Here is a 16,963-nt window from a genome sequence, read left to right as displayed (position 1 = left end):
GTTAGATGATGACTGGAATGACAATCGCGCGCCGCGCGCTGCTGGCACTAGCGGCAGTTGCCTCGATCGGCTTTGGCCCCGCGCGGGCGGAAGACGCCAAGCCGCTGGACACGTCAAGACTGGTCTCGATCGGCGGTGCGGTGACGGAGATCGTCTACGCACTCGGCCAAGGCGACAGGCTTGTGGCGCGCGATTCGACCAGCTTCTACCCCAAAGCCGCGATGGCGTTGAAAGACGTTGGCTATATGCGGGCGCTTTCTCCGGAAGGCGTCCTGTCCGTCAATCCGTCGGCGATCCTGATGATCGACGGCAGCGGCCCCAAGGAGGCGGTCGACGTCCTCTCCAAGGCGTCCGTGCCGATCGTCAAGATCCCCGAGGGTTATGATCGTGACGGCATTGTCAACAAGATCAAGGCGGTCGGCAAGGCGCTGAATGCCGAGGGCAAAGCCGACGAACTGGCGGCAAACGTGGGCGCCGATGTCGATGCCGCCAGTGCCGCTGTCGCCAACATCCCGGAAGACAAGCGCAAGCGGGTTCTCTTCGTGCTCACCCTGCAGAACGGCAAGATCATGGCGGCCGGCCAGCACACCGCGGCGGACGGCATTTTGAAGCTTTCCGGCGCCATCAATGCGACGGCTGATTTCCACGGCTATAAGGCGCTCAACGATGAAGCGATCGTGTCAGCCAAGCCGGATGTCATCCTGATGATGAGCGATGGTGGGCCCGGCGCATCCGACGAGGACGTACTCGCCAATCCGGCGATCGCGTTGACGCCGGCCGGCCAGAACAAGGCCTTGATTCGCCAGGGCGGAATGACCATGCTGGGCTTCGGTCCTCGCACGGCCGAGGCGATCCGCGAGCTGTCCAAAGCACTCTACGGCAGCTGATCGGAACCGGAATGACATTGCAGATGGATGCAAAAGGGAGCGGCGCCGCACCGATGACGCTGGGTATCGGCAAATCTCCGAGTTCATCCGATCGCATGACGATTGGCCTTATCCTGCTCGGCCTTTTGTCAATCGCCATCCTTGCCGCCTCGGTCATGACCGGGGCGAGCACGGCATCGGTCCTGAATGTCCTCGGCGCAATGGTGCGCGACGGCTCGGCCGATGACGCCTCAATGCTGCTTCGCGATCAGGTGGTGATCATCGACATCCGCCTGCCCCGTGCTGTGCTCGGGTTCCTCACCGGCGCCGCACTGGCTGTCTCGGGCGCGGTCATGCAGGGCCTGTTCCGCAATCCGCTCGCCGATCCGGGCGTCGTCGGCGTCTCTTCTGGCGCCAGCCTCGGTGCGGTCAGCTGCATCGTCTTCGGTCCCACGTTGCTCGCGCCATTCATGGCCCTCTTTGGCATCTTCGCGCTGCCGGTTGCTGCCTTTGGTGGCGGGCTTGTCGTGACATTCGTCCTCTACAAGATCGCCTCGCGAGACGGCGAAACCCAGATCGGCACGTTGCTGATTGCCGGCATTGCAGTGTCGGCGCTGGCAATGGCGCTGACCGGGCTGCTGATCTACATGGCCGACGATCGGCAATTGCGCGACATCACCTTCTGGAGCCTCGGCTCTCTGGCGGGGTCGACCTGGCAGAAGGCCGGTGTCGCGGCGCTGGTCATCGTTCCCGCACTCAGTGTCGTTCCCTTCCTTGGACGCGGCCTCAATGCCTTTACTCTTGGCGAGGCCGCGGCGTTCCACATGGGCGTACCGGTCGAACGCTTCAAGCGTATCGCCATCCTGCTCGTCGCGGCCGCCACGGGCGTCGCTGTCGCCTTCAGTGGCGGCATCGTGTTTGTCGGCATCATCGTGCCGCACCTGATTCGCCTGACGACCGGGCCCGACCATCGCTTCCTGCTGCCCGCCTCCGTGCTGCTTGGCGGCAGCCTGCTGCTGGTGGCCGACATGATTGCCCGCACCATCGTCGCGCCCGCCGAACTGCCGATCGGCATCCTGACCGCGCTGATCGGTTCGCCATTCTTTCTGTGGATCCTGTTCAAGGGTCGCTCCGGCCGGATCATGTGAGGTTGAGATGATTGACGTCGACAACATATCCGTCTCGCTGGCCGGCCGTGAGGTCATCCGGGGCCTCTCCTTCAGCGCCCGTCCGGGCGAACTGACCGCCATCATCGGCCCCAATGGCTCGGGCAAGACGACGACGCTACGGGCGCTCTCGGGCGAGCGCGACTATGCCGGCCGCATTCGGTTTGGCAACCGCGACCTCAAGTCGATGAGCGCTCATGAAATGGCCATGGATCGCGGCGTACTGGCGCAGTCGATCAGTCTCGGCTTTCCCTTCAAGGTGCGTGAGATTCTCGAAATGGGAGTTGTCGCAGGCGACGTCCACAGCCGCCTGGAGGCTGAGCAGGTCATGGCGCGGGCGCTTGCGGCGGTCGACCTTTCCGGCTTCGAGAACCGTGTCGCCACGGCGCTGTCAGGCGGTGAGCAGGCGCGCATGCATATGGCGCGGGTGCTCTGCCAGATCTCGTCGCCCGTGCGTGACGGCCGGCCACGCTGGCTCTATCTGGATGAGCCCGTCGCCAGCCTGGACGTGAAGCATCAACTGGCGATCATGACCTTGGCGCGTGCCTTTGCGCGCGACGGCGGCGGCGTGCTTGCCGTGATGCACGACCTCAATCTGACGGCTATGTTCGCCGACAAGGTGGTGATGCTCAAGGATGGTCGCAAGCATGTCGAGGGGACACCCGCAGAGGTGTTCACGGAGACCCATCTCGAGGCCGTCTATGGATGCCCGCTGTCGGTGTCCCGCGATCCTAGCACCGGACAGCTCCGGATTTTCCCACTACTGGCCGCAGCCTGATCAACGAGAATCGGCACGAAGAAAACCCGCGGCACAGGCCGCGGGTTTTCAGTATCCGGATCGTGACGCCGACTCAGAGCAGATGGAAATCGCTCTTGTGGAGGTCGGCCAGCAGCACATCGACCAGCGTCACCTTGCCGCCGTCATAGGTGATGATCGTGTTGCCACTCTTCTGCACCGCATGCTCGATAATGTCGGCGTAGTTGTCGAACAGCCCTTTCTGGAACTCGATAACGTCCTTGCCGGCCTTGCCTTCCTGGAAGTCGGCGATCTTGTCGTTGCCGTCGCCCTTGGCGAAGTAGAACGTGTCCGCGCCCGAGCCGCCATTGTGCTTGTCACTGCCCGTGTCGCCATTGAGCTTGTCATTGCCGCCGGCGCCACTGAGCGTGTCATTGCCAGCGCCGCCATTGAGCTTGTCATTGTGGTTATAGCCGCTGAAGACATCCTTGCCGGTCGATCCCTTGAAGACGATCGAATCGCTTGCCAGCAAGTCCGTCAGGCTGTCGGTGATGCCATCCATGATGTCACCCATGATCATGCCCTTGCCCGACTCCGATGTTGTGGTGATGCCGCCAAATCCTGAAATGGTGATGTCGCCGCTATTGGTGTACTTCACGTCGTCGCCGGTCAGCGCGGTAGTCTGGGTATCGCCGCCGAAAACCAGCGAGGTTAAATTGCCCGAGATCACGTGACCATTGTAGAAATCGTAGATGAACTTGCCCGAAGCGTTGAATATGACGCTGTCACCGCCGTCGGTATCCGAATTGGTGGTCACGTAGGATTTGGCGCCGAGCGGGTTGTCGGCGTCGTAGACATCGCCGGAGGTCTTGCCGCTGAAGCCGCCATAGCCGGTCGATACGAAAGTCTTTTCGAAGTGCTTGAGATAGGCAGTGAAATTGATGCCCGTGCCATCGTTGTTGTAATCGCTGACACTGATCGTGATTGCCATGGAACCATTCCTTCATCGAAAACTTGAGTATTTCGGTGAGGTATTAAACATGACAAAAGGTGTCAAGATAAATCCACCTTATCTCGACAAAAACAATCAGGAATACTGAGCGCTGAAATCACGCGCTTTTTGGAAAGGCATCAGAGCGCAAGTTCTCAGCATTTATCGAAATCAAGCTTGCAGTCTGGATCGCGCCAGAGTCCGGTGCCGTTCTTCTGGCCTTCGGCCTGGAAGGGCAAAAGCGGACTATCGTCATTCACGCGGCCAAAACCCTTGCCGAGGATTTCCGCTGCCACATCTTTGTTGCCCGATGCGCAACGATTGAGCACGATTTCCTTGTCACCGGCAATGACATCGCAGAGTAGTTTCTTGTCACGCACCAGATTGCCAAGCAGGATTGCCGCGATGCGTCCACAGCCCCAGCGTCCGCCGCCCTGCATGCTTTTGCAAAGCCGCGTCGGCTGCACCGGATGAATGTCGGCGATGTGGTAGATCTTGCCGTCAGCTGTGAAACGGGCGCTGTCGAGCACCATGATCCGCGGCGGCACGACGAGCCAGGTGCGGCGGTCGATGGCGACCTGAACAGCCGGCAGCCGTTGATAGTGCTGTTTGGACTTGTCGATGCGAATGGGGGTTTGCGACCAGAGAATGTTCTCGTCGGCACGGCCGGAGGAGATCGATAAGAGTGTGACGGCGCAAGCAACACTGCAGAGGAAAGGTGATCGGCCCGTCATCACGCCTCATCTCGCCAAAAACAAAAACCGGAAGATCTTCATCTTCCGGTTCAGCCTAGCAGAATTCGTCGTCAGTTCTATCAGAAACCCGTGCCGCCCCGGAATTCCTGGACAAAGGTTTTGACCATGATCTTGATGTCGGCGAAGAAGGAGAAATTGCGGACATATTCCAGATCGTGGGCGATACGGCCGCGTGCAAGATCTTCGCGATCGGTCGGGCCACGCAGGCCGTTGACCTGTGCAAGCCCGGTAAGGCCAGGACGCACGAGATGACGCAGGTGATACTCGTGCACCAGGTCCTCATAAAGACGACCAGCGGCCAGCATGCCCGGCACGTGGCAGCGAGGGCCAACCAGCGACATGTCGCCCACCAGGATGTTGAACAGCTGCGGCAACTCGTCGAGGTTGGTCTTGCGCAGGAAAGCACCGATGCGGGTGACGCGCGGATCGTTTTCAGTGGTTTGCGCAACGCCCGTGACATCGCACATGTCGGAGCGCATCGAGCGGAACTTGAAAATACGGATCAGCTTGCCACCACGGCCCCAGCGCTGCTGGGTGAAAAATACAGGTCCACGATTCTCGATGACGATCGCAGCAGCGATCGCGAGGAAAAACGGCAGGAGAACGAGAAGAGCCACACCGGCAACGGCGATATCGGTCGCGCGCTTGACGGCGAATTGCACCGGCTTGTCCAGCGCGGCGCGCATCCAGCTTTCGTCCTTGATGCCCGGTAAGGCATGGCTTGCGTTCGTCATCGCGCCGCTGTTGACGGCGACCGGGAGGGCGATCGTGTTGCTGATGGTGCCAGGATGCATAACTGATTGCCTGAATTGATTATTTCTTTGCAGGTGCGTTACTCGTTAGACCAAACACGGTTGAATGTCACCAGCTATTAACGGACGTTTGACCATGTCAGTTCCATGCCGCATTGGCGCGACAGATGCTATTGATGCGAGAAAGAGCACATAAATAAGGCAGAAACAGCTGAATCTACGATAGAATTTGCTAGTGGGCATTGTTTTTAAGCAAAAAAATCCAAGAATGGGCCTTGCAGTCATGCATATTTGCATTGCTGCCATGCGTCTGCTGCATTTCGAAATTCTCGCCCTTTCGCGATCTGTCTTGGAATGGCACAGAGATGCTCGATGAAATCGAGAAAAATTGAAGTATTCTAGAATAGATGTTGTATGATGGCAGTGTAAGATAAGTATGTTAGCAGCAACGAATGTTGCAAAACCGGGTTTTCTATTTCGAGTTGGTCGGCTTGAAGCCCGCCAGATAAGTATCGAAGATGCTATCCATGCTTTTCTGATAGTTCTTCTGCACTTCGATACCGCTGTCGAACATCTGGTTAACCATATCGGAGAATGCCGAACTCGCCGCAGCATCGGGCGCGGTAGCGGTTTTTTCGGGCTCTGCCGCGTTTGGCGGGGTCATCATCGTCTGGAACATCTGGAAGAATGGATTGTTGGCAAAGGCATTGTTGGCATTCGCCGCCGGCTGCGCCGACGAGGGGCCGTTGAACATTGTCTGCAGTGCTTGGGTGAACGGGTTGTCGAAGAAATTGGCGGCTTGCGGCTTGGGCTTGTGGGCAAGGCCGGAAGCCTGCATCCACTGGTCGAATGCGCCGGTGGGATTGCCCGAGGCAATCGCTTCGCCGGTGGCCTGGAACTGTTCGGCGATCTGCTTGAAGAAGCCGCCCACCATGGTGTTGGCGACGATCGGCAGCATCTGCTTGTAGACGTCCTGGCCGATGCCGGACATTTGCGCGGCCTGCGCGGCCACAGCGCGCGACACATCCTTGGAGCCGAAGATCTGCCCGAGGATATTGTTGCCGTCGGCAACGCCCTGCGGTGTGAACGCTTTTGCCATATCCTCGAAATATTGGGCGTAATTGCCTGACATTGCCGAGGACATCAGCGACGAGAAGTCATATGGGCTGGTCGCCGTCCGTTTGAAGCCGGTGGAAAAGGCGGGCATCAGCGCCGCCATGGCTTCCTTCATCTGCTCCTGCGCCAAGCCGAATTGCTTGGACATCGCCTCTACGGCATGGCCATCCTGCGCTTTCATCATCAGGTCGAACAGGGGAAGCATGACGATCCTTTCGTGGGCGCAGCAGTACAGTGCCCACTATAACGGGAATTTGTGATTATCAAACAGGATTTTAAAGGCAGCGGGAAGGCTGCGCTTACATCTGCCCGATCGCGAAGGCGTCAGTACTTGTAGTCTTCGAACACCTGTTCGATGTCACCCTGCCAGCGGCCCTTCCAGAGCGACAGCATGTCGTCGGCCAGCGTCGACTTCTTGGCGAGAATTTCGTCGAGCGGCGCGAGGTAGATGCTCTCGTCCTGGCCGGAAGAATTCCTGTTGGCTCGGGCAACGAGCCCCTGGCGGGAAATCTCGACGACTTCCTTGGCGATTTCGAACAGATCGCGGTTGCCCATCCTGGCATTCAGTGCCTCGGCAGGCACTGCATTGCGCAGCGCCAGCACGTCTTCGTAGCTCCAGTCCTTGGTCAAAGCCTCTGCGGCGTCGAGCGCTGCCCCGTCATAAAGCAGGCCCACCCAGAAGGCGGGCAGGGCACAGATGCGGCGCCACGGGCCGCCATCGGCGCCGCGCATTTCCAGGAAACGCTTCAGGCGCACGTCCGGGAAGAGGGTGGAGAGATGGTTGGTCCAGTCGCCCATGTTGGGCTGCCAATCGGCAACTTCGCCCTTCAAGGCGCCAGCCATGAACTGCCGGAAGGTCACATGCGTACAGTCATAATAGGCGCCATCGCGGACGATGAAGTACATCGGCACGTCGAGCGCCCATTCGACATAATCGATATAGCCGAAATCCGGCTTGAACGCGAACGGAATGAGGCCGGCGCGCTGGTTGTCGGTGTCGCGCCAGATGTCGCCGCGCCAGGATTTCAGGCCATTCGGCTTGGCTTCCGTGAATGGCGAGCTTGCAAACAGCGCCGTGGCAAGCGGCTGCAGCTTCAGGCCAACCTGCATCTTGCGGCGCATGTCGATCTCGGAGGAGAAGTCGAGATTTACCTGGATCGTGCAGGTGCGGTACATCATGTCGAGGCCCTGGCTGCCGACCTTCGGCATGTAGCGGGACATGATGCCGTAGCGTGATTTCGGCATGCGTGGCGTCTCTTCGAACGTCCATTTCGGGCTGCCGCCGATGCCGAGGAAGGCAATGCCAAGCGGCTCGCCGATTTCGCGCATCAGCGTAAGATGCTGGCCGGTTTCCTTGCAGGTCTCGTGCAGCGTCAGCAGCGGCGCGCCGGACAGTTCGAACTGGCCGCCGGGCTCGAGCGAGATTGCGCCCATGCCGTGGGGTTCGGCAAGGCCGATGATGTTGCCGGCATCGATGATCGGCTCCCAGCCGAGCCGCGTCTGCATCGTGTCGAGCAGCGTCTTGATGCTGGCCTCGCCGTGATAGGGAACGGGCGAATTGTCCTTGGTGAAGAACACGAATTTCTCGTGCTCCGTGCCGATCCGGAACCCGGATTCCGGCTTTTCACCGGCAGCAATATAGTCGGTCAAATCGTCGATCGAGGAGACAAATGTGCTGTCGGTGGTATCACGGGCCATGTCGAATTCTTCATCAATGGAGAGGGCTTGCAGGTCCGCAGGCCGCCGGGAGATTTGCTTGTACCGTCTTCAGATGTTTTGCAAGTGAAAAGGATTCAAGCCCCGGTCAAATTTTGCTGATCATTCCCAGTCGCCGACGGTGGCCTGGATCAGTGCAAAAGCCGCCACAGCCGCGGTGTCTGCCCTGAGGATCCGTGGGCCGAGCGGGATCGCGGTGACGAAATCGAGACCACGCAAGGTCAGCTGTTCGTCTTCCGAAAACCCGCCTTCGGGGCCGATCAGCAAGGCATGGTGCTCCTCGGTGATCGCCTTCAGCGCAGCGACGGGATTGTTGGTCTCCGCGCCCTCGTCGCAGTAGATGATCCGCCGCTCTTTTGGCCAAGTCTCCAGCAGCGCAGTCAGCCGCACCGGCTCGCGCACGTCGGGAATGGCGAGGATGCCGCATTGCTCTGCCGCCTCGATTGCATTTGCCCGCAATCGATCGATGGAGGTGATCTTGCCCTGGACATGCTGGGTCATCACCGGCTGGATGACGCCGGCGCCCATCTCCACCGCCTTCTGGACGATATAATCGAGCCGCCCGACCTTCAGCGGGGCGAAGAGATAGTGAAGATCCGATGCCGGCGGCTGCGGACGGGTAACCTCCACGGGCACGAGCGCGATCTTTTTCTTCGACGGGAAGGCAACGCGCGCCAGCCATTCGCCATCTCGCCCGTTGAAGACCAGCAACTCGGCGCCGTCTTCCATCCTCAGCACATTGGCGAGGTAGTTGAACTGATCACTATCGGCGGGAACAGCTTGGCCCGCGATCAGATCGTGCTCCACATACAGCCGCTGCATACGGAAATTGGCGCGCATTGTCATTCCTCAGAAATTGAATTGCGAGAGCAGCAAGGAAAGCGCCGCGGCCAGCAGGCCAGAGATCGGCACAGTGATTACCCAGGCAGCAAGAATGGAACTGAGATAGGAGCGGCGGACCAGATAGCGGTAGTGGTGATGCTCCGCGCTGCCAGCATCGTCATCCTCGTCGGCGTCCGGATCCGTCTTTTTTGCCTTGGCCACGGTCTTGACCGCAGACACATCGCCGAGCTCAGCCTTGCGCTCGATATAATCGCGACGGCGTGCGGAATTGGCGGTATACCACTCGCGGAACAGCCCGACGCCGAATACGGAGCCGACGGCGATATGGGTCGTACTGACCGGCAGGCCGAGAGCAGAGGCAATGGTCACCGTCACGGCCGTCGACGTCGCCACACAATAGGCACGCACCGGATTAAGGCGGGTGATCTGGACGCCGACGATGCGGATCAATCGAGGCCCAAACAACAGTAGCCCAACGGAGATGCCGAAGGCGCCGATCGCGGTGACCCAATAAGGTGCGTCGCCGTTGCGCGCGAAGGTCTGGATGCCGCTGGCTTCGACAATCGCCGCCAGCGGACCGATCGCGTTGGAGACGTCGTTGGCGCCGTGGGCGAAAGAAAGCAGCGCCGCCGAGAAGACCAGCGGCAGGCGGAATAGCACCTTGAGTGACTGGTTGCGATTCTCAAGTTCGGCGGAAGCTCTGGCGACGAAGTAGCGGTAGCAGAAATGGCTCGCCACACCGAGAGCTACACCGATTACAATGGCATGCCAGACTTGAAAGCGCTCCACGGTCTCAGCCAGGATCAACAGCAGATAGGATGCGAACGATCCTGTCATGAAGGACAGCAGAAACGGCACCCACCGTCGTGCAGCGACGATCTTGTCGATGCGGTAGATGATCGTTTCCTTGATGAACCAGAGAAGAGCGATTGCGATTGCCGCGCCAAGAATAGGCGAGACGACCCAACTCAGTGCAATGCCTGCCAGCAGCGACCAATGCACGGCGCCAAGCCCGGCGACCGCCGCGCCTGCACCCATGATGCCGCCGACGATCGAATGGGTGGTCGAAACCGGGGCATTGGTCCAGGTGGCGATATTGATCCAGAGCGCCGCCGACAACAATGCGCTCAGCATGATGACGATCATCTCGTCAGCATTCGGCACCAGCGACGGGCTGACGATGCCTGCCTTGATGGTTTCCACCACCGAGCCCCCGGCGATCATTGCGCCGGCGATTTCGAAGATCGCTGCAATGATCAGCGCGCCGGCCATGCTGATGGCCTTTGCCCCGACCGCTGCGCCGACATTGTTGGTCACGTCGTTGGCGCCGATATTCATGGCCATGTAGGCCGCGAAAATGACGGCGACCACGATGACGATCCCACCGGGATTGGAAGAAACGAATGCGCCGGCAAACAGCGCCGCAGCGGCGACGAATATCAGTCCCAGGCCGGGTGCCGCCGCCCGCAACAGCACGAACTGGGTCGCGGTCTCGATGAAGCCCAGCTTCTCGAGATCCTTGTCCAGCGTCGGCTTTTCAAACGGGGATTGCGGCTCGCTCATTTCGTCTTCCGGTTAACGCCGCATAATGCCAATCGGAATTGGCGGCAACTGGAAATGAGACCGTCAGCCGGTGGCAGCGCCGAAGCGCTCGGAAAAGCGGTGGATTAGCTGTTTCAACTCGGGTTCCTGCACGCGCCGCTCGGCGATCTTGGGGCTGACCCACTCGATCTTGCGCTTGCCCTTTTCCTTGAATTCCTTGAGCACGTCGGTCACCTCTATCGCATGCACCTGCACGCGGCATGGCACCTTCACGCCATGGTCCAGGTACTTGTCGTAAGTATAGTATCCCGCCGGCTGCTGCTCAGCCTCGCCGACCACCCCGGCTTCTTCACAGGCTTCCTGCTTGGCGACTTCGTAGCCGGGCTTGTCGCCCATCGGCCAGCCCTTGGGTATGACCCAGCGGCCGGTATCGCGGCTTGTCAGTACGAGAATTTCCGGGGTCTTGCCGCCCTTGGCGATCCGGTAGCACAGGGCCGCGAACTGTTCCCGGCGCGGACGCCGGAACATCAGATGAACGGATTCCGCAATACCCGACATAATGTTCAAATCAGTTTACCGCCTTTGCGCATCTGAGAATCACTGAAATACACTAACCTTTAGTGTAGCAGACTATTTGCAGCTTTTTGATGAATTTGTTTCGCCTTTCCCCGGTCAATACACAGAAAGAGTCAAAACCTGTCCCAAAACTGGTACCTTTTTTCAATCGTATAAGTAGTATTTGTCCCAATTTGAATGCGAGACCTTGTCGCCGATCTTGAGCGTCAGCTTTTGCACGCTGAGATTTTCGGCATCGGTATGGCACTTGTAGGAAAGGTGGTACCATTCGCCCTTGCTGCGAAAGACTGCGCCGGGCGCATTGAGCGAGTTCGCCCCGTAGGTCGGATCTCTGAACGTATAGGCGATCACCTTGTCGGGACGGTAAGGATTGTCGTCCTTCTTGATCCGCACCATGGCCTCAGTGTCGCAGGCCTGTTCGAGCCGGGTCTTCGGATCGAGCTTCAGGAGTTGGGCCTTGAGCTCGGCATCGAGCGCATGGCTCGGTGAGGGCAAAAAGGCCAACAGTAGCGACGCGGTGGCCGCACTTACGGATTTCAACACTCTGGTCTTTCCTCGTTCAAATCTTATGGTTCTCACTGTGAAAGCGAGGACCATGTAGACCCCATGAGAGTCTCTGGCAATCAACCAAGGGTCGGATGATGTGCGCCGCACTGCGCCGCTCCAGGGTTTCGCCCAGGAAGCGCGACGTGTGCAATAAGGCGGAAATTCCACCAGAATGTGACGGTGGAGCGCCGCAATTGCCCCGTCGAAATAAACCGTGGTCCTGCCGCGTCTTAAGCTGTGGATGAAGAATTCCGGTGGCAGGCAGTGGCGCGATGACAGAGGTCCGAAACAAACCCAACCCGCGCCTCTGTCGCCCGATCGTTATCGGTCTCTGGTGGCTAGCGCTGTTTCTGCTGGTGCTGGCCATCGATGTCAGCGACGATTTTCTCTTCGCCCTCGTCGTAACGATCTATCCCGCCATATTGCTTGCGGTCTTTATCCTCGGCGTCCTGATCTGGGTGATTGGTGCCGCGATCTACGCGGCTGTCCGAAAGCGCTGGAAGGCGACGTTCCATTGGCTCGCTGTTCCGCTCATTGGCGTGGCGCTGATATCAGCTGGAAGGTTTGTCGGTGACGAATGGCAGATCCACGTCATCGGCAAGGATCTGGCCGGCGCTGCCGAGCAGGCAAAACAGGGCATTGCTGTTGCCGCGCCACTCCAAGCAACAGCTGCAGGCGCGTATCTTGCAATTGGCCCGTTCTTTGACGTGGAACAGGGCATCGCCTACGATACATCGGATCGCCTGGGGGAAATGCTGGCGCTGGAAATTGGCGAACGCCCCGATGATTGGCTCGACAAGATGCCCAAGGCCTTTTCATGCCTCGGCGGTGCCCGCCATCTGGGCGGACACTATTGGAAGACCAATCTCGATCGCAATGTATGCGCCAGATAACGCACTCCCAGGTAAAGTGTGAAGCGGTTCGCCGTCCGGGAATGCGCTGATGAGAAGCCTGCTTAGAAGAGTCACGCTTGGTGGATGGAGTGTGGGATCGGCTTGGGCATGCCTGTGCTGGTTGCTTGGGAAGTGGCTAATACCCAAATCCGAACGTCCCTTGGCGATTGTCTAGGCAAGTGGCAATCTCACGTCCGCGCGGAGACCGGGACCGTTGTCCTGGAGTTCAACGCTTCCACCGTGCAGGTCAACGATCGCCTTGACGAGGCTGAGACCGAGCCCGCTGCCTGCTGTCGTGCGGCTCTTGTCGAGGCGATAAAGTCTACGGAAGACCTTCTCTCGTTCCTCCGCTGGGATGCCCGGTCCATTATCGCCAATCGAAGCGACCGCATGACCACTCTGTCTGTCGATAGCGATGCTGATCCCGGTACCAGGCGGACAATGTCGGATTGCATTTTCGACTAGATTGACGAACATCTGTGTCAGTAGTTCGCGATCCCCATGGACGGGCACTTCGTCGTGCCCATCGACCCTGTCCACGAGAAAAAGGCCTGCATCTTCCGCGACGTCAGCATAGATTTCTCCCACGGTGATTAAAACCTGGACAAGGTCTACTTGCCGGAATCGCGTCTTCCGCGCTCCCGCCTCGATCTGGGAAATCCTAAGCAATGCTTCAAAGGTTGCGTTGATTTGATCCGCTTCGTCGCGAGCATTCTGCAAGCTCTCGGCGACGTTTCTCCCGTGTTCGCCACCATCGACGGCATCCTCGATATGCATTTTCAGGCGATTGAGGGGAGTCTTTAATTCGTGAGCGATGTCAGAACTTACCTGCCGCATGGTCTCAACGAGTGTCGAGAGGCGATCAAGTGCTTCATTTATCTGGTGGGAAACGACGTCGATATCGTCGCTGTTGCCCTTCAGCGGGACCCGAGTGTTCAACTCGCCGTGCGAAACGGCCGTCATAGCATTCGCAATGCCATCGAGACGGCGCTGAGCACGGACAGCTACCAACAATCCGCCGACTACAGCTAGGACTACGACGCCGATTGTTGCCCAGATAAAGCTTCGCAAAGCGATATCTTCCAAGTGATCAGTTTCATTGAAACTCTGGCCAATGATCAACCGGTTGCCCCCAACCGGTCCTGACATCAAACGATAGTCACCAGAATAACCAAGGCCTAGCGTGGTTCCGCGTTCGGTTGACACCCCTTCGCTTACTGCCTCGGGTTGGAAATTCCCAGCAAGCAGGTTTCCTGACTGATCGATCAAAGCGAAGACGCGGTCCCGAGATTTGGTCAGCTTCGAATAGGTGTCCACAGTTCCGGTGAGGTCTTCGAGATCGTTTGTGCCGTAGGTCGACGCCACCAGTGTATGCAACTCAGTAATGGAGCGATCCAGGTTGGCAAGCAGCTCTTGCTTAAACAGCTGATAGGTGACAACGCCAGTCAGAAGGAAGGCGGCCACGAATATCGCGGCGAAGGTGACGGCCAAGCGGAATGGCGTTGATCGCCACAGACTACCGAGGCGCATGGAGGCTATATCCAGTATTGCGCACAGTGTGGAGCAGCGGAACGGCAAATGGCTTGTCGATCTTGGTCCTAAGGCGGCTAATATGGGTTTCGACAACGCTGGTCTTGGGATCGAAATGGAACTCCCAGACCAGTTCCAAAAGCATCGTTCGCGTCAATACCCGACCTTCACCGCGCATAAGAACTTCGAGAAGGGTGAACTCTCGCGGTTGGAGATCGATTGTCTGACCGCCCCGAGTCACCTTTCGCCTCACGAGGTCGAGTTCCAAGTCGGCGACCCGGAGGATAGTTTTCTGTTCGGTCACAGGCGGTCGACGGGCGAGCGCGTTCACACGCGCCATTAGCTCCGAAAAGGCGAAGGGTTTGACGAGGTAATCATCGCCGCCGGCTTCAAGCCCCTCGACCCGGTCGTCGACACCCCCAACGGAGGTGAGGAAGATCACGGGGACCTTCACCCGAGCCGCGCGAATAGCCTTAACAACGGAAAGACCATCGAGGCCGGGGATCATACGGTCGACGACGAGGACATCATAGGGTTCGCGTGTCGCCTGGAAGAGCGCATCTTGCCCGTTATCGATGATATCACAAGCGTGGCCCGCCTCAGAGAAGCCCTTGGTGACATACTCTGCGATCTTTCGGTCGTCTTCAATCAGTAGGATGCGCATGTGGTGCCCTGTTTGCGGATCGCAGTAATCTACGATCATGGTCACGCTTAGGCCATCCACTTTTCCGAAACCTTGGGAAAGCCTTACATTTTCGTAAGTTATGAAAAAGCGTGCATCTTACCAATCCGTATGTTTCCGGCAATGCGGCAGTAAAATCGCACCAGCATCGTCTTCGTTATCGGGTTCATCGATCCCACTCGAAACGGAGACAATACATGAAAACCTGGCTCATCCCCTTTGCGGTCATCATCCCCTTGGCTGCGGGAACATTCGCCATGGCGGCATCTATGAAACTTGGAGACATGGCGTCGTTTGAAGCCATTGCCTCCGAAACGCTTCTGCTCGTCGACAAAGGTGAGATGAAGGCTGCCGAAAAACGGATCACCGATTTTGAAACGGCATGGGACGACGCCGAGTCGGCACTTTACCCCAAGGACAAGAGCGTCTGGAGCACGATTGATGATGCGGCAGACGCTGCAATCGCGTCGCTCCGGGCCGGGAGCCCTAGTGCCGTTGAGGCTCAGAAGACCGTGTCGGCTCTAATCGACACTCTGAAGGACCCCTCTGCCCAATGAGGGCGTCCATCCTCCAACAGCACAAACACACAAAAGGAGAATCCCATGAAGGAAATCTTGCTCTCTGCCGCTGTCGCCTGCGGCGTCTCTCTCTTTGCACCGGCAGCCTATGCCAAGGTTCCCTGCGAGGAAACACTCAAGGAAGTCCGCACGACACGCGCCGCCGCCACACTCGCAGGCGCTGATGCGACGAAGGTCGATGATCTCATCAGCAAAGGGATCGAGCGCTGCAACGCGGATGACGACAACCGCTCGAACGAATTCTTCAACCAGGCCCTCGCGGCCATGAGCAAATAGGCGGAGCGGATCAATGTCCCAACAGACGATTCCGGTTGAGGGGGCGTTGAACCGCGTTCCCCGCGTCACCACTGACTTTTGGCTTATCAAACTGACCGCCGTGACCATGGGTGAGACGGCGGCAGACTATCTCGCCGTCAACATGGGTTTCGGGCTTACCGCCACGTCAATCTTCATGTCGGCAGTTCTCATCGCTGCCCTCGTGCTTCAGTTCTGGCAGAAGCGATACGTTCCATGGAGCTATTGGCTGGCCGTGGTGCTGATCAGCGTCGTCGGCACGCTCGTGACCGACAACCTGGTCGACAATTTCGGTGTCGCTCTAGAGACCACGACCATCGTCTTCACCATCGCTCTAGTTGCCACTTTCGCTGTCTGGTACGCTTTCGAAGGCACGCTTTCCATCCACTCGATCTTCACCTTTCGGCGTGAAGCCTTCTATTGGCTGGCTATCCTTTTCACCTTCGCGCTCGGCACGGCTGCTGGCGACCTCGTGGCTGAAGTCTTCGGTTTTGGTTATCTCACCACCGCCATCATCTTTGGGGCAGTGATCGCTGTGATCGCGGCGGGCTACTACCTCCTGAACGTCAATGCGATCCTTGCATTTTGGCTCGCCTATATCTTCACTCGTCCGCTCGGAGCCTCCATCGGCGACCTGCTTTCGCAGCCGGTCGAATACAGTGGCTTTGGGCTCGGGACCACCGTGACCAGCCTCATCTTCCTCGCCATCATCGTTGCTACCGTCATCTACATGACGATGCGTTACGAACCGGAAGCCGCCGAACTCCCGGTGGGCGAGGCTCCTTGACCTTGGGATGCGTCACTGGCGCTCCATCCGGCAACGGCAGGTCCGTTTGGATCGAACACTCGGACTTCGGCTCCATAATGTTCGAGCAGGCGACGCGCATGAGCAAGCAGACGGCTATAGGAAACGGGGCGTAGGGAACCGCAGAGGATCAGAACACGCGGCCTATGCGTTGAGAATGCGCCGATGACTTGGAATTCTGCAACATTAGCGGCCCGTCAACACCGAGGATACGCCCCGCGTCCGGAGAATTAAACCACTATGCAAGTGCTGCATGGGTGGGATGATGCAACGGCCCCTACTGCAAGTTCGATGAAATCCTACATCAGTGTCATCGAAACGACGCCGGGACCAAGCGAGGTTGCTGACGTCACAAGCCCTCATGAAAGGGGATTATCATGGCCGTCGCACGCACTCTTAGAAACCTTATCGCTTACCGTCAGACCGTCTCTCAGCTTGGCCGCATGAACGCCCGCCAGCTTGACGACATCGGCATCATCCAGTCCGAAATCCACGATGTGGCCCGAGGCGTTTTCGCCCGTTAAATCGATACGTCGATCACCGACTACTACACGCCCGCAAAGTAGCGGGCGTTTT

19 protein-coding genes and 1 pseudogene are annotated in these 16,963 nt (G+C 58.5%); 8 read left to right on the top strand and 12 right to left on the bottom strand.

The window, feature by feature from the left end:
* Positions 1-5 precede the first annotated feature (5 nt).
* Genes ACXHRN_RS19630 through ACXHRN_RS19620 form a run of 3 tightly spaced genes read left to right on the top strand, consistent with a single transcriptional unit; the run spans position 6 to position 2,810 of the window.
* The gene (locus ACXHRN_RS19630) at positions 6-887 is read left to right on the top strand and encodes a heme/hemin ABC transporter substrate-binding protein (protein ID WP_488637983.1); all 882 of its coding nucleotides are present in this window, start codon (positions 6-8) and stop codon (positions 885-887) included.
* A 53-nt stretch (positions 888-940) separates the two neighbouring features.
* Positions 941-2,014: a FecCD family ABC transporter permease gene (locus tag ACXHRN_RS19625; protein ID WP_488641955.1), complete on the top strand. Its 1,074-nt coding sequence runs from the start codon at positions 941-943 to the stop codon at positions 2,012-2,014.
* Between the two features lie 7 nt (positions 2,015-2,021).
* A complete protein-coding gene (locus tag ACXHRN_RS19620) occupies positions 2,022-2,810 on the top strand; it encodes a heme ABC transporter ATP-binding protein (protein WP_488637982.1) in 789 nt (262 codons plus the stop codon).
* Between the two features lie 73 nt (positions 2,811-2,883).
* Here ACXHRN_RS19620 and ACXHRN_RS19615 read toward each other — a convergent pair whose 3' ends face one another.
* From ACXHRN_RS19615 to ACXHRN_RS19575, 9 genes are all read right to left on the bottom strand, one after another.
* Positions 2,884-3,759: a calcium-binding protein gene (locus ACXHRN_RS19615; protein WP_488637981.1), complete on the bottom strand. Its 876-nt coding sequence runs from the start codon at positions 3,757-3,759 to the stop codon at positions 2,884-2,886.
* Between the two features lie 155 nt (positions 3,760-3,914).
* The gene (locus tag ACXHRN_RS19610) at positions 3,915-4,493 is read right to left on the bottom strand and encodes a hypothetical protein (RefSeq protein WP_488637980.1); all 579 of its coding nucleotides are present in this window, start codon (positions 4,491-4,493) and stop codon (positions 3,915-3,917) included.
* A gap of 80 nt (positions 4,494-4,573) precedes the next feature.
* Positions 4,574-5,200 carry a sugar transferase gene (locus tag ACXHRN_RS19605; protein WP_488641954.1) on the bottom strand — a complete coding sequence of 209 codons (627 nt, stop codon included), beginning with the start codon at positions 5,198-5,200 and terminating at the stop codon, positions 4,574-4,576.
* Positions 5,201-5,738: 538 nt separating this feature from the next.
* The gene (locus ACXHRN_RS19600; protein ID WP_488637979.1) at positions 5,739-6,587 is read right to left on the bottom strand and encodes a DUF937 domain-containing protein; all 849 of its coding nucleotides are present in this window, start codon (positions 6,585-6,587) and stop codon (positions 5,739-5,741) included.
* A gap of 119 nt (positions 6,588-6,706) precedes the next feature.
* Positions 6,707-8,080 carry a glutamate--cysteine ligase gene (locus ACXHRN_RS19595; RefSeq protein WP_488637978.1) on the bottom strand — a complete coding sequence of 458 codons (1,374 nt, stop codon included), beginning with the start codon at positions 8,078-8,080 and terminating at the stop codon, positions 6,707-6,709.
* A 120-nt stretch (positions 8,081-8,200) separates the two neighbouring features.
* Positions 8,201-8,938 (bottom strand): 16S rRNA (uracil(1498)-N(3))-methyltransferase, encoded by a 738-nt coding sequence (locus tag ACXHRN_RS19590; protein WP_488637977.1) that lies wholly within the window; start codon positions 8,936-8,938, stop codon positions 8,201-8,203.
* A gap of 9 nt (positions 8,939-8,947) precedes the next feature.
* A complete protein-coding gene (locus ACXHRN_RS19585) occupies positions 8,948-10,504 on the bottom strand; it encodes an inorganic phosphate transporter (protein ID WP_488637976.1) in 1,557 nt (518 codons plus the stop codon).
* Between the two features lie 63 nt (positions 10,505-10,567).
* Positions 10,568-11,011 (bottom strand): NUDIX hydrolase, encoded by a 444-nt coding sequence (locus ACXHRN_RS19580; protein WP_488641953.1) that lies wholly within the window; start codon positions 11,009-11,011, stop codon positions 10,568-10,570.
* Between the two features lie 192 nt (positions 11,012-11,203).
* The gene (locus ACXHRN_RS19575) at positions 11,204-11,602 is read right to left on the bottom strand and encodes a DUF930 domain-containing protein (RefSeq protein WP_488637975.1); all 399 of its coding nucleotides are present in this window, start codon (positions 11,600-11,602) and stop codon (positions 11,204-11,206) included.
* A 275-nt stretch (positions 11,603-11,877) separates the two neighbouring features.
* Here ACXHRN_RS19575 and ACXHRN_RS19570 point away from each other — a divergent pair, with 275 nt between their 5' ends.
* A complete protein-coding gene (locus tag ACXHRN_RS19570; protein WP_488637974.1) occupies positions 11,878-12,498 on the top strand; it encodes a hypothetical protein in 621 nt (206 codons plus the stop codon).
* Positions 12,499-12,669: 171 nt separating this feature from the next.
* Here ACXHRN_RS19570 and ACXHRN_RS19565 read toward each other — a convergent pair whose 3' ends face one another.
* Positions 12,670-14,028 carry a sensor histidine kinase gene (locus tag ACXHRN_RS19565; RefSeq protein WP_488637973.1) on the bottom strand — a complete coding sequence of 453 codons (1,359 nt, stop codon included), beginning with the start codon at positions 14,026-14,028 and terminating at the stop codon, positions 12,670-12,672.
* Positions 14,015-14,692, bottom strand: coding sequence for a response regulator (locus ACXHRN_RS19560; RefSeq protein WP_488641952.1), 678 nt, complete (start codon positions 14,690-14,692; stop codon positions 14,015-14,017). Before ACXHRN_RS19560 ends, ACXHRN_RS19565 begins: the two co-directional genes overlap by 14 nt.
* Before the next feature lie 215 nt (positions 14,693-14,907).
* On the opposite strand from ACXHRN_RS19560, the gene ACXHRN_RS19555 reads away from it, so the two are divergent.
* From ACXHRN_RS19555 to ACXHRN_RS19545, 3 genes are read left to right on the top strand one after another with little or no spacing between them, the layout of a single operon-like run.
* Positions 14,908-15,267, top strand: coding sequence for a hypothetical protein (locus ACXHRN_RS19555; RefSeq protein ID WP_488637972.1), 360 nt, complete (start codon positions 14,908-14,910; stop codon positions 15,265-15,267).
* A 45-nt stretch (positions 15,268-15,312) separates the two neighbouring features.
* Positions 15,313-15,564, top strand: a complete 252-nt coding sequence (locus tag ACXHRN_RS19550; protein WP_488637971.1) for a hypothetical protein — start codon at positions 15,313-15,315, stop codon at positions 15,562-15,564.
* Positions 15,565-15,577: 13 nt separating this feature from the next.
* Positions 15,578-16,369 carry a COG4705 family protein gene (locus ACXHRN_RS19545; protein WP_488637970.1) on the top strand — a complete coding sequence of 264 codons (792 nt, stop codon included), beginning with the start codon at positions 15,578-15,580 and terminating at the stop codon, positions 16,367-16,369.
* Here ACXHRN_RS19545 and ACXHRN_RS19540 read toward each other — a convergent pair.
* Positions 16,356-16,554, bottom strand: a pseudogene (locus tag ACXHRN_RS19540) (NADPH-dependent FMN reductase); the annotation flags it as partial. The gene ACXHRN_RS19545 and the pseudogene ACXHRN_RS19540 overlap by 14 nt on opposite strands.
* Positions 16,555-16,764: 210 nt before the next feature.
* Here ACXHRN_RS19540 and ACXHRN_RS19535 point away from each other — a divergent pair.
* A complete protein-coding gene (locus ACXHRN_RS19535) occupies positions 16,765-16,911 on the top strand; it encodes a DUF1127 domain-containing protein (RefSeq protein ID WP_488637969.1) in 147 nt (48 codons plus the stop codon).
* Positions 16,912-16,963: the final 52 nt, after the last annotated feature.

This window comes from Shinella sp. OV683 (genome assembly GCF_057787725.1).
This window is presented reverse-complemented; position numbering and strand designations above follow the sequence as displayed.